Raw genomic sequence first — 25,798 nt, 5'->3', positions numbered from 1 at the left:
CGAGGTGATCGTCCATGTCCCTGTCCACCCCTTCGGGCCCCGTCCTCCCCGCCGCCGACGCGAACATCGAGGCGCTGCTGCCGCTGGCGGCCGACGAGACGCGCGTGCCGCTGCTCGACGGTCGCTGGGTGCGCTACGCCAACCTCGACGGCGCCGCCAGCACCCCGGCGCTGGCCAGCGTGGCGGCCCGGGTCGCCGAGGTCACGCCGTGGTACTCCAGCGTCCACCGCGGTGCCGGCTACCTCTCCCAGGTCTCCACCGCGCTCTACGAGGAGGCGCGCCACACCATCGCCACCTTCGTCGACGCTCGCGAGGACGACATCGCGGTGATCACCCGGAACACCACCGACGCGGTCAACCTGCTCGCCTCCGCCGTCCCCGGGCGCACGCTCGTCCTCGACATCGAGCACCACGCCAACCTGCTGCCCTGGCAGCGGTCGCCGCATGGCGTCACGGTGGTGACGGGTGAGTCGACGGTGGCGCGGACGCTGGCCGCCCTCGAGGCCGAGCTGGTCGGCAGCCGGCACGCCCTGCTCGCGATCACCGGTGCCTCCAACGTCACCGGCGAGAGCCTGCCGATCGACCGGGTCGTCGCGCTCGCCCACGAGCACGGTGCGCGGGTCCTCCTCGACGGCGCCCAGCTGTTGCCGCACCGGCGCTTCTCGCTGACGGCGACCGGCGTCGACTACGTGGCGTTCTCCGGCCACAAGCTCTACGCCCCGTACGGCGCCGGAGCCCTGATCGGGCGGCGCGACTGGCTCGACGACGCGCCGGCGTACCTGGCCGGGGGAGGCTCGGTCCAGCGTGTCACCGTCGAGGGAGCCACCTGGTCACCCGCCCCGGCCCGACACGAGGGCGGCACGCCGAACCTGATCGGCGCTCTCGCCATCGCCTCGGCCTGTGAGGCCCTGGCAGCGCTCGACCCGGTCGCATGGGAGCACCACGAGCGGGTGCTGCGCGAGCGGCTGGTCGAGGGCCTCGGCGCGATCCCGGAGGTCAGCACCGCGGCCCTGTGGGAGGACGCCGCGGAGCCGGTCGGCGTGGTCACCTTCACGGTGGCGGGGGCCGACGCCGGGCTGGTGGCGACGTACCTCTCGGCCGAACACGGCATCGGCGTGCGGGACGGCAAGTTCTGCGCGCACCCGCTGGTGACGCGGCTCGGTCTCGTGGAGGGTGCGCTGCGGGCCAGCGTCGGCCTGGGCAACGGCAGCGAGGACGTCGACCGGCTCCTGGCGGGCCTGCGCGCCTTCGTCAGCGCTCTCGCGACGGGCGAGCTGGAGGGGCGCTACCGGTCGGCGGACGGGCTGTGGGGTCTCGCCGCAGATCCGCGTCCACTGCCCCGGATCGCCGGGCTGGCGGCCTTGGCCCGGACCGCCTCCGCGTGCCGCGGGTGAGCCCCGCACAATAGAGGCATGAGCACGCCGCAGACAGCCGACCCGCAGGCCCACCTCAAGACCAACGCCGCGAAGATCAACGAGCTCAACGCCGCGATCCGCTACACGATGTGGTCCGTCTTCGCGCTCGACGAGCCCTTCGCCGACGCCGAGGCGGGCGTCCGCGAGGAGGAGACCGCCGAGGTCGAGGCGCTGGTGGCCGAGCTCGCAGCCGACGACGTGGTGCTGCGCGGCCTCTACGACGTCGCCGGACTGCGGGCGGACGCGGACCTGATGGTGTGGCTGCATGCGGACTCCTCGGACAAGCTGCAGCGCGCCTACCACCGCTTGCGCCGCACCGCCTTCGGCCAGCGGCTCACTCCCGTGTGGTCCCAGATGGCGCTGCACCGGCCGGCCGAGTTCAACCGCTCGCACCTGCCGGCCTTCCTCGCCGAGGAGCGCTCGCACGACTACGTGGCGGTGTACCCCTTCATCCGGTCCTACGAGTGGTACCTGCTCCCGGAGGGGGAGCGGCGTGCGCTGCTGGCCGAGCACGGCCAGATGGCTCGCGACTACCCCGACGTACGGGCCAACACGGTGCCGTCGTTCGCGCTGGGTGACTACGAGTGGATCCTCGCCTTCGAGGCCGACGACCTGTCCCGGATCGTCGACCTGATGCGCCACCTCCGCGGCTCGGAGACCAGGCGCCACGTGCGCGAGGAGGTGCCGTTCTACACGGGCCGGCGCGTCGAGATCGGCGAGCTGCTGACGCAGCTGCCCTGATCCGCCTCACTCCAGCAGCGGAACCTGGGACGGGTCCCGCTTCTGGGCGGTATTGCTTGGTCCGCCGACGGCTCGGCCGATGGGTGCAGCAACCCACACCCCGTTGGAGGAGCCCATGGCCACGCTGGCCTTCGAGCGCGAGACCGAGCGCCCGACCACGCCCCTGACCGAGCGTCTGATCGGGCACCGCCCCGAAGGCTCGTCGGAAGACCCAGGGACAGGCCGCCGCCGCGGTGGGCTGCTCACCCGGGTCACGATCAAGCAGAAGCTGTGGGCGATGGCGGCCATCGCCATCGTCGTGTTCGCCGTGATGACGGGCCTCGGCCTGCTCCGGATCGGACCCTTGATCAGCCAGAACGAGTCCTCGGGGACCACCAACCAGGCGATCGCGGCGATCAGCGCCGCCCGCAACTCATGGATCGCCAGCGACGACATGATGGAGTCGGCGCTGAACTCGCCGCCGATCGAGTCCGAGCAGCCGGGCATCACCCAGACCAGTGTCGGCTACGTCGCCAGCGACTACGCGGCGACTCTGAAGTCGCTCGACACGGCGATCAAGGTGATCAAGGGCATCGGGACGCCCTCGGCGCAGGCCGTGGTGCCCCAGTTCACCGACCTGCGGGCGAAGGTCGTCGCCTACCACGACGACATCCAGGCCAAGGCCCTCGCGCTGATGCAGAAGGGCGACGAGGCCGGCGCCTCCCGGGTGGCCATCATCAAGGCCTATGCGCCGTACCTGGCGATCGACAAGATCTTCACCACCCTCACCACCGGCGGCGATGCCGCCGCCGAAGCCAACATCAAGAAGGGCAACGACTCGTTGAAGTCGTTGCGGTTGAGTTTGGCGTTGGTGGCGTTGGTGGGTGCGGTGTTGTTCTGGGTGGTGGCGTGGTTGATCATTCGGTCGATTGCGGGGCCGTTGGGTCGTGTGGTGGTGGTGTTGCGGGCGATTGCTTCGGGTGATCGTTCGAAGCGGGTGGTGCATCGCAATGTTGATGAGATCGGGTCGATCGCGACCTCGATCGATGCGGTGATCTCGTCGTTGGATGCTGCTGATGAGGCTGCTGCGGTGGCGCAGGCTGAGCGGGAGGCTCGGTTGGTGGCTGAGCAGCGGGCTGCGGTGGAGCGGGCTGAGTTGGAGGCTCGGCAGGCCGAGGAGCGGGCTGCTGCGGAGGCTGAGCGGGTGGCTGGGGAGGCCCGGGTCGAGGCGGAGCGGCGGGATCGTGAGGCTGCGGTGGAGGCTGAGCAGCGGGCGGCGGCTGATGCGGCGCAGGCTGAGCAGCGGGCTCGGGAGTTGGCGGCGGCGGAGCAGGAGCGGGCTCGTGCTGCGCAGGTCGCGGCGAAGGCCAGTGAGGATGCGCAGCGGGTGGCGGTGATGTTGACCTATGCCCAGGGGTTGGCCGCTGGTGATCTGACCGGTGAGTTGGAGGTTTCGGGGGAGGATGGTCTGGGTCAGGTTGCGGATGCGTTGCGGCGGTTGGCGGGGGCGTTGCGGGGCAGCATCGCTCAGATCGGGCAGACCTCGACGTCGATGGCGGCTGCGGCTGAGGAGTTGACGGCTGTGTCGGGGGAGATGACGCGGGGGACGGGGCAGGCCTCGGATCTGGCGGGGAATGTCTCGGCGGCGGCGGAGCAGGTCTCGGTCAATATCGCCACGGTCGCCACGGCGGCCGAGGAGATGTCGTCCTCGATCCGGGAGATCGCTCGTAACGCGACTGATGCTTCGACGGTGGCTGCGGATGCGGTGCAGGTGGCGACCACGGCGCGGGGCACGATCGATTCCTTGGGGGTCTCCAGTGCGGAGATCGGGCAGGTGATCAAGGTGATCACCTCGATTGCGCAGCAGACCAATTTGTTGGCGTTGAATGCCACGATCGAGGCGGCTCGGGCTGGGGATGCGGGCAAGGGGTTCGCGGTGGTGGCCAACGAGGTCAAGGAGTTGGCTGGGGAGACCGCGAAGGCGACTGAGGAGATCGGGCGTCGGATCGAGGCGATCCAGGGTGATACGACCAATGCGGTGGAGGCGATTACTCAGATCACGGCGGTGATCGGGCAGATCAATGACATCACCGGGACGATTGCCTCGGCGGTGGAGGAGCAGACTGCTACGACCAATGAGATCGCTCGTTCGGTGACCGAGGCTGCGACGGGTGCGAACGGGATCGCTGCGGATATCACCAAGGTTGCTGGTGCTGCCGCGGAGACTCAGCAGGGTGCGGCGGGGACCTCCGCGGCAGCCGCGGAGCTGGCCGGGATGGCCACCACCCTGGACCGGCTGGTCAGCACCTTCCGCTACTGAACCACGGGGCCGACCCCGCAGGATCAGGGCAGGCGGACCGGCGCAGGTTGCTGGTTCGTCGAGGGATGCAGCCCGACCCACGCTCCCCGTGCGGTGTTCCGCACGGGGAGCGTCTGCTTCCCGACCTACCTCGAGCCACCCACACCCGACTCCCGACGCCCGCACCGACGCCGGAGCTGACGCCGGAGCCGGCGCCGGAGCCGGCGCTAAGCGCGCCGCAGCCGGGTGATGGCTGTCATCCCGTGGAAGACCACCACGGCGGCGATCGTGCCCAGCGCGATGCCGGTGAAGGTCAGGTCCCCGGCGCTCAGGGTGAGGTTGCCGATCCCGATCACCAGCGCGACGGCGGCAGTGAACTGGTTGACCGGCGCGGAGAAGTCGACGTCGTTGTCCAGCCAGATCCGGATGCCGATCAGACCGATCAGCCCGTAGAGCGCCACCGTGACGCCGCCCAGCACGCCGGCCGGGACGGTGTTGAGGACGGCGCCGACCTTGGGGCTCATGCTCAGCAGCAGCGCCACGAGGCCGGCCACCCAGTATGCAGCGGTGGAGAACACCCGGGTGGCGGTCATGACGCCGATGTTCTCGCCGTACGTCGTGGTCGCCGACCCGCCGCCGAGGCCGGCGAGGGTGGTGGCGAGACCGTCCGCTACCAGTGCCCTGCCGGTCAGCCGGTTGATGGTCGGGTCCTGGGCGAGATGGGCCACCGAGCGGACGTGGCCGACGTTCTCGGCGACGAGCACCAGCACGACCGGTAGGAACATCGGCACCACCGACCAGGTGGCGTGCGGATGGGCGAAGTCGGGCAGGCCGAACCAGTTGGCCGTACGCACCTGCTTGAAGCTGATGTCGCCGGCGACGGCGGCAGCGGCGTACCCGACCACGACGCCGATGAGGATCGAGAGCCGTGCCGCCATGCCGCGGAACGCCACCGACGTGACCAGCACGGTGACCAGGGTGACGAGAGCCAGCCAGGGCTTGGCCTGGAAGTTGCCGGCGGCCGTGGGGGCGAGGTTGAGCCCGATCAGCGCCACGATCGCGCCGGTGACCACCGGCGGCATCAGCACCTCGATCCAGCGGGTCCCGGTGGCGACCACGATCCCGCCGACGACCGCCAGCAGGACGCCTGTCGCCACCACTCCGAACAGCGCGCCACCGACGCCCTGGCTCGGCTCGGCCTCCGCGGCGAGGATCGGTGCGATGAACGCGAACGAGGACCCCAGGTAGCTCGGCAGCCGGTTGCCGGTGAGCACCAGGAACAGCAGCGTGCCGACGCCGGAGAAGAACAGCGTGGTGCTCGGCGGGAAGTGCGTCAGCAGCGGCACCAGGAACGTGGCACCGAACATCGCCACGATGTGCTGGGCACCGAAGCCGATCGTCCGTGGCCAGGTCAGCCGCTCCCACGGGGCGACGATCTCGCCCTCGCGGATGCTTCGTCCGTCACCGTGCAGGTCCCACCCGAGTCGCATGTCAGCCCTTCCGCCACCGTCGTCGTCGGCAAAGGATGTCCGAAGACGGCCGTACGGCGGAAGTCCTCAGGGGGACTCGGTGACGCCTCGAGGGCGACCCGGTGACGCCTCGAGTGTGACGGGGTGACTACTCGGCGGCTTCGAGGGTGACCGAGATCGAGTTGATGCAGTAGCGGTCGCCGGTCGGGGTGCCGTAGCCGTCGGGGAAGACGTGGCCCAGGTGCGAGCCGCAGTTGGCGCAGCGCACCTCGACCCGCTTCATCCCATAGGAGTCGTCCTCGATGTACTCCACGGTGTCCGTGATCGGCTGGTAGAACGACGGCCAGCCACAGCCGGAGTGGAACTTGGTGTCGGACTCGAAGAGCTTGGCCTGGCACGCCTTGCAGCGGTAGACGCCCTTGGTCTCGGTGTCGGTGTACTCCCCGGTGAACGCCCGCTCCGTGCCCGCCTCGCGCAGCACGTGGTACTCCTCAGGGCTCAGCTCGTCGCGCCACTCGGCGTCGGTCTTCTCCACGTTGTAGGACACGACTCCAGTGTACGGACACGCCGAGTGGCGTCGGGGGCGTGGCGGAGGTAGGGCCTCCACCAGCGTCTACGGTGACTCCATGGCCAAGGACGCGTACGTCGCCGCGGGTGACCGGGAGGTCAGGATCTCCAGCCCCGACCGGGTGATCTACGAGGCCACGGACCGTACGCCGGCGATCACCAAGCTCGACGTGTGCGAGTTCTTCGCGACCGTCGGCGCCGGCCTGATGCGCGCGCTCGGGGAGCGGCCGACAGCGCTGGAGCGCTGGCCCTCGGGGGTCCGCGAGGGCTACCGGCTCGCGACGAGCACCACGCAGAAGGACGCCGAGGCGTTCTACCAGAAGCGGGTCCCCAAGGGTGCGCCCGACTACCTGGAGACGGTCACGGTGACCTTCCCGAGCGGTCGCACGGCCGACGAGGTGTGCCCCACCGAGGCGGCGGTGCCGGTGTGGTGCGCCCAGATGGGCACGCTGACCTTCCACCCGTGGCCGGTCCGGCGCGCCGACGTCGACCGCCCCGACGAGCTGCGCATCGACCTCGACCCGCAGCCGGGCACCGGGTTCGCTGACGCCCGCCGTGTCGCCGCGGTGGCCGACGAGCTGCTGCGGGAGCTGGGCATCGTCGGCTACCCGAAGACCAGCGGCAACCGCGGTATCCACATCTACGTCCGGATCCGGCCGGAGTGGTCCTTCGAGGAGGTCCGGCACGCCGCGATCGGGTTCGGCCGCGAGCTGGAGCGCCGCGACGGCGGCGTCACCACCGCCTGGTGGAAGGAGGAGCGCGGGCAGCGGATCTTCGTCGACTACAACCAGAACAACCGCGACCGCACCATCGCCAGCGCCTACAGCCTGCGACCACGACCGGGTGCGCCGGTCTCCACGCCGCTGACCTGGGCCGAGCTCGCCGAGCTCGACGACCCCCGCGGTCTGAACATCGTCACCGTGCCCGATCGCTTGGCCGACGCGGATCCGTGGGCGGGCATCGACGAGGTGGCGCACGAACTGACGCCGCTGCTGCGGCTGTGGGAGGAGCTGCCGGGCGGCGAGCTCAACTTCCCGCCCGACTACCCCAAGATGCCGGGGGAGCCGCCGCGCGTGCAGCCGAGCAAGAAGGTCGCCGGACACTGGGACGACGACGGCAACCGGATCGAGCGGTAGGGCCCCGAAATGAGGCCGACCCGCCGTGCCGATCCCCCGATCGCACGACGGGCCACTCACCGAAGACACACGCGCGGTCTGTCCCCCGACCTACCGCTGGCCTTACGTCCGTGGTGCTTCGACGCCTCCCATGTTGCGGCACCCGCCTCCGGGGAGGCGAACACCATAGGGAACCCTAGGCAAGCCGCCTCCTCGCGACATCCACGGGAGCGGCAGGGTTCGGTAACAGAACGGGAACAGGTCGGGCGGGTCGGTGGTCTCAGAAGCCCTGGATGCCTTCGCCTTCGCCGGCCTGCTCGTCGAAGGTCTCATGCTCGAGCAGGTGCAGCACCGGGACGCCGAGCTTGCGACGAGCCTGCGCGGTCCAGTCGACGTGGAAGAACTCGGCCACGACGTGGGGCTGGGTGAGGATGATCGCCTCGCGGCCGTCGACCTCCTTGACCTTCGCGGCGAGCGCCTCGATCGGGTCCTGGACGAGCTGTCCGGACGCGGTGGCGCCGGCGGAGGTGAGCGCGGCGAGCGTGTCGGCCAGTGCCTTGTCGGCGCGCTCACGGGCGTCCTCCTCGACAGCGGCCAGGTCGGCGCTGTTGGCCAGGACGCCTGGCGCACCGAGCAGCTCGCTGCTCGGCAGGGTGCCCATCGCCGCCTCGACACGCGCGGCGGCGTCGTCCACCGGCAGCAGGACGTGATAGGTCACCGGGTCCTCGAGGGCCTCGTGCAGGGAGCGCACCCGAGCGGCGTCGGCGGCGCTGAGCGCCTGCTCGACGAGGAGTACGACGTCGTAGTCAGCCATGGCCGGAGCCTAGTCGCATGCTCGGCGGCCGGCCGCCTCAGCCGCCCAGGACGTCGCCCAGGTCGTAGGAGACCGGCTCCTCCAGCTGGTCGTAGCCGCAGGTCTCGGGATCGCGGTCAGGCCGCCAGCGCTTGAACTGCGCGGTGTGCCGGAACCGCCGACCCTCCATATGGTCGTAGCCGACCTCCAGCACCCGCTCCGGGCGCAGGGGGACGAAGGAGAGGTCCTTGCCCTGGGACCAGCGCGACTGGGTGCCCGGAACGCGGTCCGGATTGGCGGTCAGGAACTCCTGCCACCGTCCCCACGGATGCTCCTCGATCGGCACGACCAGGGGCGCCAGCTCGTCGATCAACTCCGCGCGTCGCTTGGCCGTGAACGAGGCGGCCACCCCGATGTGCTGCAGCTCGCCGTCCTGGTAGAGCCCGAGCAGCAGGCTGCCGAGCAGGGGGCGCTCCTCGGTGGAGGTCTTGTGCAGCCGGTAGCCCGCCACGACGACGTCGGCCGTGCGGGCGTGCTTGATCTTGAGCATGGTGCGCTGGTTGGGCGCGTACGGTGCGTCCAGGCTCTTGGCGACCACGCCGTCGAGCCCGGCGCCCTCGAACTGGCGGAACCACCGCTCCGCCTCTGCCGGGTCGGTGGTCGTCCGGGTCAGGTGGCACGCCCCCGCCTGCCCGGCCAGCCCGCCGAGCGCCTCCTCCAGGGCGGCACGGCGCTCAGCGAACGGGCGATCGACGTACGAGGTCTCGTCCAGGGCGAGGAGGTCGAAGGCGACGTACTGTGCCGGGGTCTGCTCGGCGAGCAGGTTGATCCGTGACGCGGCGGGGTGGATGCGCTCCTGCAGCACCTCGAACTCCAGCCGGTCCCCGCCCGCGACGAACAGCTCGCCGTCGAGCACGCACCGTGCCGGCAGCTGCGCGCGCGCCGCGGCGACCACCTCGGGGAAGTAGCGGGTCAGCGGCTTGGTGTTGCGCGAGGCGAGCTCGACCTCCTCGCCGTCCTTGAAGATCAGGCAGCGGAAGCCGTCCCACTTGGGCTCGAAGGAGAGCCCCTCGGTGGTCGGCACCGACGGCACGGACTTGGCCAGCATGGGAAGTACGGGCGGCATCACCGGCAGGTCCATGAAGTCAGCGTAGAGGCGCCGATTGGGTACTCTGAGCCGCATGAGCAAAGTCGTCGGCTACGTACCCGGCGTCTTCGACCTGTTCCACGTGGGCCACCTCAACGCGCTGCGCCAGGCGCGCGCGATGTGCGACGTACTCGTCGCCGGTGTGGTCTCCGACGAGGTCTGCGAGGCGTCCAAGGGCATCACGCCCACCGTCCCGCTGATCGAGCGGTTGGAGATCGTCAAGGCGATCGGGATCGTCGACGACGCCTACGTCGAGGTCACCACCGACAAGCGGGACGCGTGGCGCGCGGTCGGCTTCCACCGCATCTTCAAGGGTGACGACTGGAAGGGCACGCCCAAGGGCGAGCGCCTCGAGCGGCACATGGCCGAGGTCGGGGTCGAGGTCGTCTACTTCCCCTACACGATGCACACCTCGAGCACCGCGCTGCGCCGCCACCTCGACCGAGGGGACGAGCGCGTCTCGTGACCGATCCCGTCCCCGGGCCCGCCGCTGATCGCGAGCTGGTCGGCGGCGTCGGCGTCGACGGACGCGGCGTCCACGTCACCGCCCAGGGCACCGGCCCGCTGGTGCTCTCCGTCGAGGGCCGCTACGTGTGGTCGCTGACCCCCGAGCGCGACGGTACGTCGCAGGGCGGGGGCTGGCTGGTGCCGTGGCCCAACGTGCTGCAGCGCTTCCTCGACGGGGTCGGCCGGATCAGCGTCTGCGACGTGACCGGCGAGACGGCGTACTTCGACGCCGACGTCTCCTTCGGCTCCGGTACGGATCGCCTCGAGATCGTCGACGCCGACGGCAACCCGCTCTCGGTCGACAAGGTCGGCCACCTGACCCGTTCCTTCGCCGCCACCGACGAGGGCATCCGCGACGAGATCCTCGCGGGGACCCAGCGGGCGCTGCGTGACCTGCGCGAGACCTGCGGGGTGGAGGCCTACCTCAACTACGGCGCCCTCCTCGGGGCGATCCGGGACGGCGCGATGATCGCGCACGACTCCGATACCGACGTGTGCTACCTGTCGCGGCACGAGTCGCCGGCCGACGTGATCCTCGAGTCCTACCGGATCGAGCGCGTGATGCGCGACCTGGGCTGGAACCTGCTGCGCATGTCGGGCGGCGACATCAAGCTGCTGCTGCGACTCAGCGACGGCCGGGTCTGCCACATCGACATCTTCGTGGCCTTCTACGTCCGCGGCACCTTCTACCAGCTGGGCAACCGCAGCGGCCAGGTTCCGCGGGAGGTGATCGTGCCGGTCTCGCAGGTCGAGCTGCACGGCTACACCTTCCCGGCACCCGCCGACCCCGAGGCGATGCTGGCCTTCCTCTACGGCCCCTCCTGGCGGGTGCCCGACCCGTCGTTCAAGTACGCCGACCCGCCCGCGGGCGTCCGTCGTCTCGACGGCTGGCTGCGCGGGTTCCGCACCACGATGGGCCTGTGGACCGAGTTCTGGACCGGTGCCGCCTCCGACGACGTGCCGCGGCGCAGCTCCTCGTTCGGGCGCTGGGTCCACGAGCAGCTCGAGCCCGGGCAGCCGATCCTGGACGTCGGCTGCGGTAACGGTCGCGACGCCGTGCTGCTGGCTCGTCGCGGGCACCGCCTGTGGGCGGTCGACTTCTCCCGGGGCGCCGTGCGGTTGACCGGCCGGCGCGCGAGCAAGCGGCCCGTCGACCTGCGCACCGAGCAGCTGATCCTGGGGGAGCTGCGGCACGTGCTGACCTTCGGTGCGCGGCTGGCTCGGGACCCGCACCACATCTTCGCCCGCCGCCTGATCGGCTCGCTCGACGCCGCGGCACGCGACCAGTTCTGGCAGCTGTGCTCGATGGCGCTGCGCGGCGACCGGGCGCTGTTCCTGGAGTTCGCCGCGACGGGCGACGACGTACCGGACCCGGAGCCGGTGGACCTCGAGCAACGACTGGATCCGGAGCAGGTCGCCGAGGAGATCCGCGCTCGCGGCGGCCACATCGAGCTCCTCGAGGTCGGTCCTGGCGACGACCTGTTCGACCAGCCCGACCCGGCAGTGTGCCGGATCCGGGCATCCTGGCCCGCGCCGAAGGGAAAGAACGCATGAGTGCCACCGGCAAGATCCGCTACAACATCGAGAACTGGCGCGCCGAGCGGGCCAGCGGCAAGACGGTGCGGTCCCGCCTCCGGGCGCTCGAGGACGAGGTGCAGGAGCTGCGGCAGCTGAACCGGCGCATCGCCGAGCTCACCGACGTCGTCGCCGAGCTGCTGGTGCCGATCCAGGAGCGCGACGAGGACGCCGTCCGGGAGGCACTGGAGCGCTACCGGGCCAGCATCTGACACTCTTTTCTCACGATCCCCGGTTGGTCTGCCGGCAGGGCCCGCCTGACTTTGAATCAGGACTAGCGACGCAGGTTCGACTCCTGCCCGGGGAGCTCAGCGGTTCTCGATGTTGCGCACCAGCGTCTCGCTGGTGTGCTTGATCGCCACCGAGATCAGCGGCTTGACCGCGTTCGCGATCACCTTGCCCGCCGGTCCGCCGGGCAGGGTGTAGCTGATCCACGCCTCGAGCCGGGTGCGGTCGCCGCCGAGGTCGGTGAACGTCCAGCGCTGGGTGTTCTGGACGCCCTTGACCGACTCGATCTCGATCAGCCGGCCGGGTTCCCAGCGGGTGCAGCGGAGCCGGGAGGTGAGCGAGACGCCGAGCTTCATCGTGCCGTCGTACGTCGCGCCCACGCCACGCAGCTGCTCACCCACCGGCTCGATGGTGTGCAGCCCGTACATCCAGTCCTTGGTCTTGGTGAAGTCGTCGACGTAGGCGAAGACCTCGTCGACCGGGGCGGCGATCTCGACGCTGTGCTCCACGATGCTGCTCACCCGGCGATTGTGACGTGTCCTTCCAACCGGCACCGCCGAGGACCGGCGGCGTTCGCTTTCGGCCCTGTCGGCCGGCGAGGCGTGCGCCGACGGCCTAGACGCGCCCGGCCGCCGGCTTCGAAGGTAAGGCCATGAGCGGGTTCGGGCGCGCGCACGCGAAGAGGGACGGGACCCTGGACCAGAGGGTGCCGACGGTCGAACGCGACCCGGCCACCGGTGAGCTGCGCCTCGTCGGGGAGCTCGACTTCGCGGTGGTCCCGACCGTGCGCGCGGAGCTGGCGATGCAGCTGGACTCCGCCGGATCCCACGCGGTGGACCTGAGCAGCCTGGCGAGGCTCACCCCGGCCGGGGTGACCTTCCTCGAGGAGCTCCTCGAGGAGCACGTGGCGCTGCGCTGCGCGAGGGACTGTGCGGCGTATGAGGTGCTGGACGCCGTCGGGATGCTGGACCGGGTCGAGATCGTCTGCTGAACGGCCGGATCGCGAATCGGAACGGGTATCCTTCCGGCTCCCGAAGCCACCGAGGGGCCGCCCGTGCACGCACCCGTCATCACCGAGCAGATCACCACCGACGCCGAGAGCGCCCAGGCGCTGCTCGCCTCGGCGTACGCCGAGGGTCGCGTGCGGTTCGAGACGAGCGAGGACTTCCGCTTCGGTCAGCGACGGCAGGATCTCGGCGAGCTGCGCATCGACGACATGCACTACTCGTTCTACACCGAGTACCAGATGAGCCCGCTGGGCTACGCGCTCATCGTGCGGGTGCTGGACGGTGAGCTCGGCTTCGAGGACGCGCACCGCGACCGGCGGCTGTTCCGGGCCGGGGACGTCTTCATGTGCGCGCAGCCGGACGAGCCCTACCGGGCCGTCACGCGGACGCGCCGCGCGCAGGCCATCAGCCTCGACCTCAGCCTCGTGGACGAGGTGAGCGAGGAGCCCGCCGCCGACGTCGTCCGACGCTTCACCCGGGAAGCGCTGCGCCCCGAGCAGGCCGGGCACTGGCGGCGCACCGTCGACTACCTGACCCAGACGCTGGCCGCCAACGACACCGCCGCGAGCAGCCCGCTGGTGCTGGGCGCCGCGGGTCGGCTGTTGGCCGCTGCGACGGTGACGGCCTTCACCCCGGGCGCGCTGCCCCGACCGAGCGAACACCGGTCGGGGATCGCGACCGTACGGCGAGCGGTGGCCTTCATGGAGGCCAATCCGGACCTCGACCTGAGCGTCACCGACATCGCGGCAGCCGCACACGTCTCGGTCCGCGCGCTCCAGATCGCCTTCCGCCGTCACCTCGACGCGACCCCGATGGGCTACCTGCGCCGCGTTCGCCTGGACCGGGTGCGCGCCGATCTCCACGCCGCCGACCCCACCCGCGGGGTCACCGTGACCGACATCGCGGCCCGGTGGGGGTTCGCCGACCTGAGCCGGTTCAGCGCGCACTACCGCCGGATGTTCGGCGAGCTGCCGCGAGACACGCTGCGCGGTTGAGCCCCGAAAGGCCCCGTAGGCTCTCGCCCATGACCGATCTCACCGTCATCGTGCTCGCTGCCGGCCACGGCAAGCGGATGAAGTCCAAGCTGCCGAAGGTGCTGCACACCATCGGCGGCCGCAGCATGGTCGGTCACGTCCTGTCCGCTGTCGAGTCGCTGCACGCCGACCGGGTCGTCGTGGTCGTCGGTCACGGCCGCGACCAGGTCCAGGCCCACGTGGAGCAGCTCGACGAGCGGATCGTCGTCGCGGTGCAGGACGAGCAGCTCGGCACCGGCCACGCCGCCCAGGTGGGCCTCCTCGCCAGCGGAGCGACGAGCGGCGACGTCCTGGTCCTCACCGCCGACACCCCGCTGCTGACGGGCGAGACGCTGCAGTGGTTCATGGGCCGCCACCGCTCCGGCCAGCATGCCGTGAGCGTCCTGACGGCCCGGGTGCCGGTGCCGCGTGGCTACGGCCGGATCGTGCGTACCGATGACGGCGACGTGCGCGCGATCGTGGAGGAGAAGGACGCCTCGGAGGAGGAGCGCGCGATCGACGAGATCAACTCCGGGATCCTGGCCTTCGACGCGGCCTTCCTGCAGGCGGCGCTGCCGCGGCTCGAGCGCAGCCCGGTCAGCGGGGAGTTCTACCTGACCGACACCGTGCGGCTCGCCGTCGCCGACGGCTCCCGGGCCGGCGGTCACGTGCTGGCCGACCCGGTCCAGACCGAGGGCGCCAACGACCGGGTGCAGCTGGCCGAGCTCGGCCGCGAGCTCAACCGGCGGGTGGTGGAGCGCTGGATGCGCGAGGGAGTGACGGTGGTCGACCCCGCGACCACCTGGATCCACGTCGACGTCGACCTGGCTCCCGACGTCACGCTCCTCCCGGGCGTGCAGCTGCTCGGCGCGACGAGCGTGGCCGAGGACGCCGTGATCGGCCCCGACACCACCCTGACCGACTGCGAGGTCGGCCCCGGTGCCCACGTCGTACGCACGCAGGCGGCGCTCTCGGTGATCGGCGAGGGCGCCGAGGTGGGTCCCTTCGCCCACCTGCGACCCGGCACCGTGCTGGGCAGGGCCGGCAAGATCGGCGGCTTCGTGGAGACCAAGAACGCCGAGATCGGCGACGGCGCCAAGGTCCCGCACCTGTCCTACGTCGGCGACGCCGTGATCGGCGAGGGCACCAACATCGGCGCGGGCACGATCTTCGCCAACTACGACGGCGTCACCAAGCACCGCACCACGATCGGGAAGTACGCCAAGACCGGCTCCAACAACACCTTCATCCCGCCGGTCACGATCGGCGACGGCGCCTCCACGGGTGGTGGCACGGTCGTGCGTGAGGACGTGCCCGCCGGTGCGCTGGCGGTCTCCGCGGGGCCGCTGCGGGTGATCGAGGGCTGGGCGCGCGCGAAGCGGCCGGGTACGCCGCAGGCTGCCGCAGCCGAGGCCGCCTCCGGCACCCCCGACCCGGCTGGCGACTCGGCCGGCGACCCGGCTGGCGGCGGGCGAACGGCCGGTGAACATGAGGAGTCTCACACCCGGGGGTCCCGGGTTGGGGACCCGGCGACGGGTGCGTAACAATCCTCACGTACCACCTCTGGCGGACCTAGCACGGGAGCGGCGCTCGTGACCACCGACATCAAGCGGACCACCGAGAAGCACCTGATGGTCTTCAGCGGTCGAGCGCACCCGGCGCTCGCGGAGGAGGTCGCCGAGCTCCTCGGGACGCCCCTCGTCGGCACCAGCGCCTACGACTTCGCCAACGGCGAGACCTACGTCCGCTACGAGGAGTCGGTGCGCGGCTCGGACGCCTTCGTCATCCAGAGCCACACCGCACCGATCAACGACTGGATCATGGAGCACCTGATCATGGTCGACGCGCTCAAGCGCGCCTCGGCCAAGCGGATCACCGTGGTCATGCCGTTCTGGGGCTACAGCCGCCAGGACAAGAAGCACCGCGGCCGCGAACCGATCTCGGCGCGGCTGGTCGCCGACATGTTCAAGACGGCCGGTGCCGATCGGATCATCTCGGTCGACCTGCACGCCGACCAGCTCCAGGGCTACTTCGACGGCCCGGTGGACCACCTGATGGCCTTGCCGATCCTGACCGACTACATCAAGGAGAAGTACGGCGACCAGCAGCTCGCGGTCGTCTCTCCCGACGCCGGCCGGATCAAGGTGGCGGAGCGCTGGGCGGCCCGCCTGGGCGGCGTACCGCTGGCCTTCATCCACAAGACCCGCCGCACCGACATCGCCAACGAGGTCGTCGCCAACCGGGTCGTCGGCGAGGTCAGTGGCAAGATCTGCGTCCTGACCGACGACATGATCGACACCGGCGGCACCATCGTGAAGGCGGCCGAGGCGCTGATGAAGGATGGTGCGGCTGGCGTGATCATCTGCGCCACCCACGCGATCCTCTCCGACCCGGCCGTGGACCGGCTGAAGAACAGCCCGGCCGTCGAGGTCATCGTGACCAACACCCTTCCGGTGCCGGAGGAGAAGCAGTTCGACAAGCTGACCACCCTCTCGATCGCGCCGATGCTGGCGCGGGCGATCCGCGAGGTCTTCGAGGACGGCTCGGTCACCTCGATGTTCGACGGCCACGCCTGAGCTGAGCGCCGAGGCCTCGGGGTCGGGTGACCTCCGGCGTACCTGGTGCGCCCGGCCTGACCCAGATGCCTCGCCGGATTTCGCGACGGCGGCTCCCGCCTCCTAGACTGTCGAGGTTGCCTCGGCGAGGGAGTCCGTAGAACGGAGCTCCGTGATCGACAGGGCCGGCTCTCTCCAGCGCCGCGCGCCGATGTCGGTTGCGCGGTGCTTCTTTCTCGGCCCGCGCCGGGCCCGTCCGCACCAGACTTTCCAGGAGTAGAGCATGTCCAGCGAGAAGATCACCGCAGAGGTCCGCAGCGAGTTCGGCAAGGGCGCCGCCCGCCGCATCCGCCGTGCCGACAAGATCCCGGCCGTCATCTACGGTCACGGCGCCGAGCCGACCCACGTCACCCTGCCGGGCCACGAGACCCTGATGGCGCTGCGCCACCACGGCCAGAACGCGCTGCTCGAGCTCGACATCGACGGCAAGACCCAGCTCGCCCTGACCAAGCAGGTCCAGGTCGACCCGCTGCGCCGGGTCATCGAGCACATCGACTTCGTCGCCGTCATCGCCGGCGAGAAGGTCACCGTCGAGGTCGCCGTCCACACCGTCGGCGAGGCCGCGCCGGGCACCGTCGTCACGGTCGAGCACGCCGCTCTCACCGTCGAGGCCGAGGCCACCCACGTGCCCGAGGGCTTCGAGATCTCCGTCGAGGGTGTCGAGGCCGGCACCATCATCACCGCCGGTGAGGTGGCTCTGCCGAACGGCGTCACCCTGGTCACCGACGCCGACGCCAACGTCGTCAACATCGCCGCCGCGCCGACCGCCGCCCAGGTCGAGGCCGACCTCGAGGCCGCCGAGGCCGAGGCCGGCATCGTGCACGACGCCCCCGAGGCCGAGGCCACCGAGGCTGAGTGAGGCATGACTGAGGATGGTGTCTGGCTCGTCGTCGGCCTGGGCAACCCCGGGCCGACGTACGCCGGGCACCGTCACAACATCGGCTACCTCGTCAACGACGAGCTGGCCAAGCGGCTGGGTGGGTCCTGGCGGTCCCACAAGTCCGGCCGCGCCGACGTCGTCGAGGGCCGCCTGTCGCCGGGCGGCCCTCGGCTCGTCCTGGCCCGTCCACGCTCGTACATGAACGAGATCGGCGGACCGACCAAGGCGCTCGCCGCCTTCTACAAGGTGCCGGCCGACCACATCGTCGCGATCCACGACGAGCTCGACATCCCCTTCGACACGATGCGGGTCAAGCTCGGCGGCGGCGACAACGGTCACAACGGCCTGAAGTCGCTGCGCGGCTCGCTCGGCACCGGCGACTTCTACCGGGTCCGGGTCGGCATCGGCCGCCCGCCGGGTCGGCAGGAGGTCTCCGACTTCGTGCTCTCCAACTACTCCGGCGCCGAGCGCAAGGTGCTGCCCTTCCAGGTCGACACCGCCGCGGACGCCGTCGAGTGCCTGATCACCGACGGCCTCGAGAAGACCCAGCAGCGGTTCAACTCCTGACCGGCGGCAGCGCCGGGTCGGGCTCGATGAGCGAGCCGTACGCCGCCACCGCAGCCAGCTGCGAGGTCACGCCGAGCTTGCGCCGGATCGCCTTCATCTGACTGCGCACCGTCGAGGCGGAGATCTCCAGCAGCGTCGCGATCTCCAGGATCGGCGCGCCCTCGTAGAGCAGCAGCAGGACCTCGCGCTCGCGCGGGGTCAAGGAGCGGGCCCTGGCCCGCATCTGCTCGCGGTCGTCGCGCAGGTGTCGCCACTCGGCGCGCAGTCGGGTGCGTTCACGCGCGGGTACCGGCGACTCGCCCCGGGCCAGCGACCTCAGCGTCTCCACCACCTCGTCGAGAGCGGTGGTGCTCGGCAGCACGACCGTGGCGCCATGCTCGTAGGCCGCACCCCACAGCGGACCCGAGGGGGCGCCGGTCAGCACCGCCCACGGGATCGAGAGCCCGCGGAGGAGCACGCCGCTCGCGCGCACCCGCTGCCAGCGATCGAGGTCGCTGACCAGCAGTCCCACGTCGAAGTGCTCCCCCGAGCGCGGCAGGGGGACGCCGCCGCCGGGCCAGTGCACCGGCGTGGTGCTGAAGCCACGGCTGTCCAGCGCCGTCCCGACGGCGTCGCCGATGAGCGACTGTTCCGCCGCGACAGCGGCGCGCACCACTTCGTCGCGCTGTGGCGCCATCCCTCACCTCTGCGTCGGTCGTTGTGGCGACGGCGCCTGGGCAGCGTCATCCTTGTTGATCATCCTCACGTCCCAGGAAGCGGGCGGACCCCGCGGAGCCGTTTCTCCCCAAGTTGGGGGAGAACGACGCCTCGTCTAGACATTTGTCCAGAAAAGCGGATTTTGCTTGAGTTCCGTAGCACGTCGCCGAATTTGTGTGTCGATTCGGGACCATCTCGCCAAATTGCGGTATAGCGTCCCTCGTGTTGGGGAGGTCCGGTCCGGCGCTTCATAGCGTTCGGGGCGGAACAACAAAGTGACCAGACGACGCCCCGGCGCACAGCCGGGTCTGGGCGCTCTCGGGGCGTCGGGGGACGCAGCCCAGTGCGCACCTGGTCTCGCATCGGGGGCACGATGAAACTCAATTACATACCGCGGGAGTACTGGAACTGGCGCTGTTCTGCGCTACTCCTCGTGGTGGCACTCACACCGATTCTGTCGTTGACATGGCTCTCCACCAACCGGCCGGACAAGCTGGCGGTGGCGGCGAGTCTGGATGGCTTGATGCGCGGCCCCGCGGCTGTCGCAGCAACGCTCTGCTTCTACGTGGCCTGGCGGATCAGCGCGAAGCCGCAGCTGATCTGGCTGGCCGCCGTCTCCGCGGCGATCGCCGTACAGGCTGTCCTCCAGTCCGGCCTGCAGCTCACCGACATCAGCCACGAGTACGGCGGGAGCCTCTGGCTGGCGCTCTTCGACGTCGTCAGCCTGGCTCTCATCGCTCAGCTGAGCGTGGCCGCGGGTCGCCGGTCGCACTGCGGGGACCCGATCATGCTGGGCGTCCTGGTCGGGCTCGGCCTCGGCATCGGCCGGATCCTCGCCGTCATCTTCCTGCCGCGGGTGGACGCGAACGTCCTCGGCTGGCCGGTGCTCGTGCTCGGCTTCCTCCTCCTGGCGGTGCCGGTGACGCTCCTGCTCACCCTCCTGCCCGACGTGCCGGCCTGGGTCAGTGCCCGGATGGGCGCCGGGGTGCTGCTCTACGGGATGGGGCACCTCGCCAGCTACATCGACGGCAGCGATCGCTCCACCGTCGGCAGCGTCGTGACGCTGGTGGCAGGGCTGAACGGCGCGCTGTTCCTGGCGGCCGCCGCGGCGGCGATGCTGCGGATGGCCATCGTGGAGGAGGACCGCGATCGCGACCGGCTGCGGCTGCGGGTGGACGAGCTCGAGAACGGCCTGCGTATCGACCGGGCGCGGATCCACGAGATCAACTCCACGATCGCCGGGGTGGTCTCGGCCAGCCGGCTGCTGCGCGAGGACCCGACGATCGGCTCCGAGCGGCGGGCCCTGCTGGACAACATGGTCCACGCCGAGCTCGGCCGGTTGCAGCGCCTGCTGAACGAACCGGTCGTGAGCGGGCCGGGCGTCGTCGACCTGGACGACACCATCGGGAACCTGGTGCTCGCCCAGGAGGCGCGCGGTAACAGGGTCAGCTGGCTGCCCAGCGGCGCACGCGTCTCGGCCGAGCCGGACGCCGTGGCGGAGGTGCTCAACATCCTCCTGGACAACGCCGCCAAGCACGGCTGCAGCGACACCTCGGTGACGGTCACCTCCGTCGCCGATGCGATCGAGGTGGTGGTCTCCGACGACGGTCCCGGGATCGAACCGGAGGTGCGCCAGCACCTGTTCGAGTGGGGGGCGCGCGGGGCGCGCTCGCGGGGTCAGGGGATCGGGCTGCACATCGCCCGCGACCTGACGGCACGGCACGGCGGCTACCTGCGGCTGGGGGAGGGCACCGCGCGCGGTGCGACTTTCGTGGCGGGGTTCCCGATGGCGCGACGGGGCGAAGATGAACCGGCCCACCTCGCGTAGCCAGATCCGGATCATCATCCTGGAGGACCACGTCCTGTTCGCCGAGTCCCTCGAGCTGGCGCTCACCGTCGAGGGGTACGACGTCAGGCGCGCGGAGCTACCCGTCAACGGCAGCACCCCCAGCACCGTGATCGCCTCGGTGGTGCGGCAGAGTCCGCGCATCGTCCTGCTCGACCTCGACCTGGGGCACTTCGGTGACGGCGTGCGCATGATCGCGCCGCTCGCCAAGGCAGGGGTCAACGTCGTGGTCGTCACCGCCAACACCGACCGGGTGCGCTGGGGTGAGGCGCTGCGGCACGGGGCTCGCACGGTGCTGTCCAAGTCGCGGCCGCTCAACGAGATCCTCGCGGTCGTGCGTCGGCTCGGAAACGGCCAGCCCGTGATGGAGGTCGAGGAGCGCGAGTCGCTGCTCAAGCTGTGGCACCAGCGCAATGCCGAGATGGCCGGGCTGCAGTCCCGGATCGACCGGTTGACTCCCCGCGAGGCGCAGGTCCTCGGCCACCTGATGGAGGGCATGACCGTGCACGACATCGCCGCCGCGAGCGTTGTCTCCGAGGCGACGGTGCGCACCCAGGTCAAGGCGATCCTGGCCAAGCTCGAGGTCACCTCCCAGATCGCGGCGGTGGGCCTGGCCCACCACCTGAACTGGCACCCGGCGGTGCCGGCCGAGGACGGGAGGGGACGGCGATGACAGCCTCCCTCACGCCTGCCTCGCTGAGCGCCGGCCTGCCCGTCGGCTCGCGGCGCTGGCTCGACCGGTCACGGTGGTCCCTGGCGCGGCCGGGGCTGATCGACCACCCGAGGCTGCGGGGCGGTCTGGGCCTGTGTGACGCCGTGGTGGCCACGTTCGCCGGGGTCCTGCTGGTCGGTACGACGCCGCGTGTCTTCGCTGTCGTCGTCGGCTGGATGGTGCTGCTGCGCGCGCTGACGGCGCCGACCGCCCGCCTTGCGCGGCCCAGCACCACACCGGTGTGGCGGGCAGCGACCCTGGTGTGCCTGGGCTGCTGGATCGCCGGGCCGGCCCTGCCGATGACGCCCGACCGGGCCATGCTCGGCATCGCCGTCGCGGTGTCGGGCTCGGCGGCCGCCCGGCTCGCCGCTCGCGGCCGGCGACTCCGGGTGCTGCTGGTCGGCTGCGACGACCGGGCCGTCTCCGCGCTCGACCAGACATCGGTGGGCAGGGTGCGGGCGGTCGACGTCTGCGCGCCGACCCCGCAGGCGCTGGCCTCGAAGCTCGCGGCCCACGCGCGCGGCGCGGTCGATGCGGTCCTCGTCGTACCGGGCCCGGAGCTGACCGGCCGCGCGCTACAGCGGCTGGCCTGGCAGACCGAGGCGGCCGGCCTGCCGCTCCTGGTCGAGACCGGGATCGACGGTGTGCTGCCGAGCCGGGTCGCGCCACTGCTGGCCGGCCACCTCGGGATGGTGCACGTGCAGCCGGCACGGCGGCGGGGCTGGCGACTGCTGGTCAAGCGGGTCTGTGAGCGCGCGCTGGCGCTGGGCGCCCTGGTGGCGGCCGCGCCGGTGCTGATCGGGATCGCGCTCGCGGTGCGCTTCGACAGCCCGGGGCCGGTGCTCTACCGGCAGGTACGGGTGGGGCGCGACGGGCGCACGTTCACCATGCTCAAGTTCCGCTCGATGGCGATCGGATCGGACGCCCTGCTGGCCGACGATGCGCTCGGCAACGACGGCGCCGGGCCGCTGTTCAAGCTGCGCGAGGACCCGCGGGTGACCCGGGTGGGGCGCTTCCTGCGGCGCTACTCCCTCGACGAGGTACCCCAGCTGATCAACGTCCTGCGCGGTGAGATGTCGCTGGTCGGGCCGCGGCCCGCACTGCCCAGCGAGGTGGCGACGTACGACGGCGACCCTCGCCGCCGGCTCGCCGTCGCCCCCGGGATCACCGGGCTGTGGCAGGTCTCCGGCCGCTCGGACCTGTCCTGGAACGAGTCGGTCCGGCTCGACCTGGACTATGTCGACAACTGGTCGCTGGGTCGTGACCTGGTGATCCTCGCGCGGACCCTCGGGGCGGTGCTGCGGCACGAGGGTGCGTACTGACGTTCCTTCGGGCCTCCGTCCGGGTTGATTCGGGCCTGCGTTCGGGTTGATTCGGGGTGGGTGCCGTGCGGCGCCCGCCGCCCACCGCCGAGGCAGACCTACCGCCGCGCGGCGCTCCTTCGTCGCGGCGCGTCGTCCGGTAGCGCCTCGGCGGCGCACGTCGATCACCGCCCGGCGCTCGTCCTCGCCCCATCCCGCCGTGCCCGCGGTGCTGCCGCAGTGCGCTGGGGGACGGAGGCCCGATTCGGCGGGGACGGAAGCCCGGTTCGACGGGGACGGAGGCCCGATTCGGCGGGCACGGAGGCCCGACTCAACCGAGCAGCCCGGCTCCGAGCAGATCGTCGGCGGCCTTGCGGAGCACGCCGAACGGCAGCCCGGCGCGCTCGGCGATCGAGAGCACCGAGGTCTCGCCGTCCGAGCACGCCATCAGCCACAGCATCGCCATGACCGCGTCGTCGGCGCTCCGGCCGCCCATCTTCGGGTAGAGGCCGCGCTTGCCGAGCTGGGGTTCGCCGTACGGGCTGAGGTTGCGGTACGTCGCGTCGCCCTCCAGCACCTCGAGGATCTCCTCGATCGCCGTCATCGCCTCGACCAGCTCGTCGTCGTGCACGAAGCCGAGATCGTCGGCGGAGGTGTGGTACTCGGGGTACTCACCGTGGGGGGTGCGGGTCAGCCGGCCCGCGGGCAGGTCGAAGCCGAGGGCGTTGTACTGCCGCTCGTCATAGCCGTAGGGCGAGTAGTCGATGATCCGGCCCGCCCGCCGGCCGACGACGTGCTCGGCAGCGCGATCGATCGCCTGCCCCCCGCGGCGGGTCCGCTTGTAGACCAGCGGACCACCCCCACCGAGGCCGGTCAGCACCAGCAGGTGCCGGGGTCGTACGCCGGGGTGTTCGGCCAACCAGGTCAGCGAGCCGATGGTGCCGGGCGCGAGGACGAACCGGTAGCTCAGCCGATGGCGGCGGGCGCCGATGCGGCTGGCCAGCTCGATCGCGACGCTGAGCCCGCTGAGGTTGTCGTTGGCCAGCGAGGGGTGGCACAGGTGTGAGCTGATCAGCACCTCACCGGCGTCCGGGTCCTCGCCCGGGAGCAGCACCTCGCCGTAGACCAGCTCACCACCCTCGTCGCCCTCGGTGAGCGTGGTGTCGACGACCACGTCGAACGGACCCCGGCCCAACCCGTCGCGCTGGCGCTGGCTGAGGCAGAACCCCCAGTCACGCGCGTAGTAGCTGGTCCGGTACGGGATCTGGTCGGGCCGGTCCGGCAGCGAGTGCAGGTGCGGCTCGAGCTCGGCCCGGTCGAGCCGGCCGCTGAACGGCACGCTGTAGGAGACCAGATGCAGGGTGTGGTCGGCCAGGTCGATCAGGCGCTCGCCGCTGGTGGCGTCCGCGATCCAGGCGGCGCGCGCGTTCCACTCCGGCGGTACCGTCCAGTCGAAGACGTGGCTGCCGGAGGGCACCCGGCGTACCTCCAGCGGGTGCGTCGCTGGAAGGTCGTCGGCGAGGATCGCGAGCGTCTGCCGGACGCCGTCCCCGGTCAGGCTGCGGCACAGCGGGTAGAGCCGCTCCATCCGCCGCCTGAGCTGGGCCTCCAGCGCCGTGGTGTCGGCCTCGGCTAGCGCCATCGCAGCAACTCGTCGAGCCGGCCGCCGTCGGTCAGCCGCTGGATCTGGTGCAGCCGTGTGAAGCGCTCGATCTCCACGCCGTACGCCGCCATCTGCCCGGCCAGCTGCTCGATGCCCAGCGGTACCGTCCATTGCGGCCGGAACGCCGGCAGCTGCTCGCTCGCCTTGGCGAAGCTGACCCGGTAGTCGCGGGTGTCGGCGCCCGCGCCGGCCGCGAAGGTGACGGGCGCGTCGTAGCGGGCGGCCACCGCCTCGGCGATGGCGCGCACCTGCATCACGTCCTCGTCGCGGCCGATGTTGAAGGCCTGGTCGTGCATGACCTCCCGGTCGGCCTCCAGCACGGCCAGGAACGCGCGGGAGATGTCCTCGATGTGCACCAGCGGCCGCCAGGCGGTGCCGTCGCTGGCCAGCCGCACCTCGCCGGAGCGCTGGGCGCCGGCGCACAGGTTGTTGACCACGATGTCGGTGCGCAGTCGCGGGCTGGCGCCGTACGCGGTGGCGTTGCGCAGGTAGGCCGGGCTGAAGCTCTCGTCGGCCAGCTTCGCGATCAGCTGCTCGGCCAGGATCTTGCTCTCGCCGTACGGCGTGACGGGGTTCGTGGCGCTCTCCTCGGTGACGGCTGCGTCGCCGGCGGCACCGTAGAGCGAGCACGAGGAGGAGAACAGGAAGCGGCCGACGCCGGCGGTGCGGGCGACCTCCGCGAGGTGTGCGGCACCGTGGGCGTTGACCGAGAAGGTCGTCTCCGGATTGAGGTGGCCGATCGGATCGTTTGAGATCGCGGCCAGGTGGACGACCGCGTCGAAGCCACGCAGGTCCTCGGGCGTCTGGTAGCGGATGTCGCCGGTGCGGGACTCGTAGTCCAGCCGGTAGGGGCCGAAGTCGCAGCCGTCGTACCAGCCCGCGTCGAGGCCGACGACCTCGTGGCCGGCCTGCAGGAACAGGGGGGCGAGGACCGCGCCGATGTAGCCGCGGTCACCGCTGATCAGGACCTTCACAGTGCCACTCTCACCTTCGTCGTGTGGAAGGCCTCCGCGTAGCGTGCGCGGGTCTCCACGCCACGCAACCGCATGAGGCCGAGGAACAGCTCGTCGTCCCACCAGTCCCGGCCGATCTGGCTCGGGAAGCACTCGTCGAGCAGCTCGACCTTGCGGTGCGCCTGCTCGGGCGTCAGCGAGACGTAGTGCGTGGGCGGCTCCAGGTCGCCGTCCCACTTGGGGATCTCGTAGTGCAGCACCAGCGCGTCGCGCCACACCGTGGCGGCGAGCCGGCCGAGCAGACGGTGATCCTGGTGCGCGTCGTCGACGCGCGGTGCGAGCACCAGGCCGGGTGAGACGGCCAGATCCTCCAGGCCCTGCTTCACCTCGTTCCAGTACGCCGGCAGCCGGCCGTCGGGCAGCTGGGCGAAGGAGATCTTGGCCGTGGGCGCGAAGAGTCCGATGGCCCGGGTCGACTCGGCCGCGCGCTCCGGCGTACCCGTCATGACGTGGACCCGGATGGAGGCGTCGCGCTCGGCGAGACACAGGAGCGTGCCGCCGCACCCGATCTCCACGTCGTCGGGGTGGGCGCCGAGGCAGAGCACCTCCAGGTGACCCGCGGGAAGCTGCAGTCCGAGCACGTCGCCTCCCTCGCGTCGTCGTGGCCCCTCGTGGTGGCTGCGCTGGCTCGACGCTAGGGATGCGAGCGC

25 protein-coding genes and 1 tRNA gene are annotated in these 25,798 nt (G+C 71.1%); 17 read left to right on the top strand and 9 right to left on the bottom strand.

Going from position 1 to position 25,798, the window contains the following annotated elements:
• Positions 1-14 precede the first annotated feature (14 nt).
• The 3 genes from P5P86_RS17795 (at position 15) to P5P86_RS17785 (ending at position 4,455) form a co-directional block, all read left to right on the top strand.
• Entirely contained in the window at positions 15-1,394 is a 1,380-nt protein-coding gene (locus tag P5P86_RS17795) for an aminotransferase class V-fold PLP-dependent enzyme (protein ID WP_280608781.1), read from the top strand.
• A gap of 18 nt (positions 1,395-1,412) precedes the next feature.
• The gene (gene hemQ, locus P5P86_RS17790) at positions 1,413-2,156 is read left to right on the top strand and encodes a hydrogen peroxide-dependent heme synthase (protein ID WP_280608780.1); all 744 of its coding nucleotides are present in this window, start codon (positions 1,413-1,415) and stop codon (positions 2,154-2,156) included.
• Between the two features lie 115 nt (positions 2,157-2,271).
• Entirely contained in the window at positions 2,272-4,455 is a 2,184-nt protein-coding gene (locus tag P5P86_RS17785; RefSeq protein WP_280608779.1) for a methyl-accepting chemotaxis protein, read from the top strand.
• A 206-nt stretch (positions 4,456-4,661) separates the two neighbouring features.
• Here P5P86_RS17785 and P5P86_RS17780 read toward each other — a convergent pair whose 3' ends face one another.
• Positions 4,662-5,924 carry a uracil-xanthine permease family protein gene (locus P5P86_RS17780; protein ID WP_280608778.1) on the bottom strand — a complete coding sequence of 421 codons (1,263 nt, stop codon included), beginning with the start codon at positions 5,922-5,924 and terminating at the stop codon, positions 4,662-4,664.
• Positions 5,925-6,051: 127 nt separating this feature from the next.
• The gene (gene msrB / locus P5P86_RS17775) at positions 6,052-6,450 is read right to left on the bottom strand and encodes a peptide-methionine (R)-S-oxide reductase MsrB (RefSeq protein WP_280608777.1); all 399 of its coding nucleotides are present in this window, start codon (positions 6,448-6,450) and stop codon (positions 6,052-6,054) included.
• A 79-nt stretch (positions 6,451-6,529) separates the two neighbouring features.
• Between msrB and P5P86_RS17770 the strand changes: the two genes are divergently transcribed.
• Entirely contained in the window at positions 6,530-7,606 is a 1,077-nt protein-coding gene (locus P5P86_RS17770) for a DNA polymerase domain-containing protein (RefSeq protein WP_280608776.1), read from the top strand.
• A 259-nt stretch (positions 7,607-7,865) separates the two neighbouring features.
• Here the strand turns inward: P5P86_RS17770 and P5P86_RS17765 are convergent, their stop codons facing one another.
• Positions 7,866-8,399 (bottom strand): hypothetical protein, encoded by a 534-nt coding sequence (locus tag P5P86_RS17765; protein ID WP_280608775.1) that lies wholly within the window; start codon positions 8,397-8,399, stop codon positions 7,866-7,868.
• A gap of 37 nt (positions 8,400-8,436) precedes the next feature.
• Positions 8,437-9,519 carry an ATP-dependent DNA ligase gene (locus tag P5P86_RS17760; protein WP_280608774.1) on the bottom strand — a complete coding sequence of 361 codons (1,083 nt, stop codon included), beginning with the start codon at positions 9,517-9,519 and terminating at the stop codon, positions 8,437-8,439.
• A gap of 40 nt (positions 9,520-9,559) precedes the next feature.
• Between P5P86_RS17760 and P5P86_RS17755 the strand changes: the two genes are divergently transcribed.
• From P5P86_RS17755 to P5P86_RS17740, 4 genes are all read left to right on the top strand, one after another.
• On the top strand, positions 9,560-9,991 hold the full coding sequence (locus P5P86_RS17755; protein ID WP_280608773.1) for an FAD synthase family protein: 432 nt from the start codon (positions 9,560-9,562) through the stop codon (positions 9,989-9,991).
• Complete coding sequence (locus P5P86_RS17750) at positions 9,988-11,586, top strand: LicD family protein (RefSeq protein ID WP_280608772.1); 1,599 nt, start codon at positions 9,988-9,990, stop codon at positions 11,584-11,586. The genes P5P86_RS17755 and P5P86_RS17750 overlap by 4 nt, the downstream gene beginning before the upstream one ends.
• Positions 11,583-11,819, top strand: a complete 237-nt coding sequence (locus tag P5P86_RS17745; protein WP_280608771.1) for a DUF6752 domain-containing protein — start codon at positions 11,583-11,585, stop codon at positions 11,817-11,819. Before P5P86_RS17750 ends, P5P86_RS17745 begins: the two co-directional genes overlap by 4 nt.
• Before the next feature lie 16 nt (positions 11,820-11,835).
• Positions 11,836-11,914 (top strand) — tRNA-Gln (locus P5P86_RS17740).
• A 1-nt stretch (position 11,915) separates the two neighbouring features.
• On the opposite strand, the gene P5P86_RS17735 is transcribed toward P5P86_RS17740, so the two are convergent.
• Entirely contained in the window at positions 11,916-12,356 is a 441-nt protein-coding gene (locus tag P5P86_RS17735; protein ID WP_280608770.1) for an SRPBCC family protein, read from the bottom strand.
• Positions 12,357-12,487: 131 nt separating this feature from the next.
• Here P5P86_RS17735 and P5P86_RS17730 point away from each other — a divergent pair, with 131 nt between their 5' ends.
• From P5P86_RS17730 to pth, 6 genes are all read left to right on the top strand, one after another.
• Positions 12,488-12,826, top strand: a complete 339-nt coding sequence (locus tag P5P86_RS17730; RefSeq protein WP_280608769.1) for a hypothetical protein — start codon at positions 12,488-12,490, stop codon at positions 12,824-12,826.
• 63 nt (positions 12,827-12,889) lie between these two features.
• Positions 12,890-13,837, top strand: coding sequence for a helix-turn-helix transcriptional regulator (locus P5P86_RS17725; RefSeq protein WP_280608768.1), 948 nt, complete (start codon positions 12,890-12,892; stop codon positions 13,835-13,837).
• A gap of 29 nt (positions 13,838-13,866) precedes the next feature.
• Positions 13,867-15,399 carry a bifunctional UDP-N-acetylglucosamine diphosphorylase/glucosamine-1-phosphate N-acetyltransferase GlmU gene (gene glmU / locus P5P86_RS17720; protein ID WP_280608767.1) on the top strand — a complete coding sequence of 511 codons (1,533 nt, stop codon included), beginning with the start codon at positions 13,867-13,869 and terminating at the stop codon, positions 15,397-15,399.
• Between the two features lie 87 nt (positions 15,400-15,486).
• Positions 15,487-16,431 carry a ribose-phosphate diphosphokinase gene (locus tag P5P86_RS17715; protein WP_280611284.1) on the top strand — a complete coding sequence of 315 codons (945 nt, stop codon included), beginning with the start codon at positions 15,487-15,489 and terminating at the stop codon, positions 16,429-16,431.
• Positions 16,432-16,693: 262 nt separating this feature from the next.
• Complete coding sequence (locus P5P86_RS17710) at positions 16,694-17,329, top strand: 50S ribosomal protein L25/general stress protein Ctc (RefSeq protein WP_280608766.1); 636 nt, start codon at positions 16,694-16,696, stop codon at positions 17,327-17,329.
• Positions 17,330-17,332: 3 nt separating this feature from the next.
• Positions 17,333-17,917 (top strand): aminoacyl-tRNA hydrolase, encoded by a 585-nt coding sequence (pth, locus tag P5P86_RS17705; RefSeq protein ID WP_280608765.1) that lies wholly within the window; start codon positions 17,333-17,335, stop codon positions 17,915-17,917.
• Here pth and P5P86_RS17700 read toward each other — a convergent pair.
• Positions 17,907-18,593, bottom strand: a complete 687-nt coding sequence (locus tag P5P86_RS17700) for a helix-turn-helix transcriptional regulator (protein ID WP_280608764.1) — start codon at positions 18,591-18,593, stop codon at positions 17,907-17,909. The genes pth and P5P86_RS17700 overlap by 11 nt on opposite strands.
• A gap of 543 nt (positions 18,594-19,136) precedes the next feature.
• Here P5P86_RS17700 and P5P86_RS17695 point away from each other — a divergent pair.
• The 3 genes from P5P86_RS17695 to P5P86_RS17685 are packed head-to-tail and all read left to right on the top strand — an operon-like array spanning position 19,137 to position 22,493.
• Positions 19,137-20,441: a sensor histidine kinase gene (locus P5P86_RS17695; protein WP_280608763.1), complete on the top strand. Its 1,305-nt coding sequence runs from the start codon at positions 19,137-19,139 to the stop codon at positions 20,439-20,441.
• Positions 20,419-21,132 carry a LuxR C-terminal-related transcriptional regulator gene (locus P5P86_RS17690; RefSeq protein WP_280608762.1) on the top strand — a complete coding sequence of 238 codons (714 nt, stop codon included), beginning with the start codon at positions 20,419-20,421 and terminating at the stop codon, positions 21,130-21,132. The genes P5P86_RS17695 and P5P86_RS17690 overlap by 23 nt, the downstream gene beginning before the upstream one ends.
• Positions 21,129-22,493: a sugar transferase gene (locus P5P86_RS17685; protein ID WP_280608761.1), complete on the top strand. Its 1,365-nt coding sequence runs from the start codon at positions 21,129-21,131 to the stop codon at positions 22,491-22,493. The genes P5P86_RS17690 and P5P86_RS17685 overlap by 4 nt, the downstream gene beginning before the upstream one ends.
• A gap of 310 nt (positions 22,494-22,803) precedes the next feature.
• Here the strand turns inward: P5P86_RS17685 and P5P86_RS17680 are convergent, their stop codons facing one another.
• From P5P86_RS17680 to P5P86_RS17670, 3 genes are read right to left on the bottom strand one after another with little or no spacing between them, the layout of a single operon-like run.
• Entirely contained in the window at positions 22,804-24,114 is a 1,311-nt protein-coding gene (locus tag P5P86_RS17680) for a DUF4910 domain-containing protein (protein ID WP_280608760.1), read from the bottom strand.
• Positions 24,105-25,109 (bottom strand): NAD-dependent epimerase/dehydratase family protein, encoded by a 1,005-nt coding sequence (locus P5P86_RS17675; RefSeq protein WP_280608759.1) that lies wholly within the window; start codon positions 25,107-25,109, stop codon positions 24,105-24,107. The genes P5P86_RS17680 and P5P86_RS17675 overlap by 10 nt, the downstream gene beginning before the upstream one ends.
• The gene (locus P5P86_RS17670; protein WP_280608758.1) at positions 25,106-25,729 is read right to left on the bottom strand and encodes a PIG-L deacetylase family protein; all 624 of its coding nucleotides are present in this window, start codon (positions 25,727-25,729) and stop codon (positions 25,106-25,108) included. Before P5P86_RS17670 ends, P5P86_RS17675 begins: the two co-directional genes overlap by 4 nt.
• Positions 25,730-25,798: the final 69 nt, after the last annotated feature.

Source organism: Nocardioides sp. BP30 (assembly GCF_029873215.1).
Lineage (GTDB): Bacteria > Actinomycetota > Actinomycetes > Propionibacteriales > Nocardioidaceae > Nocardioides.
This window is presented reverse-complemented; position numbering and strand designations above follow the sequence as displayed.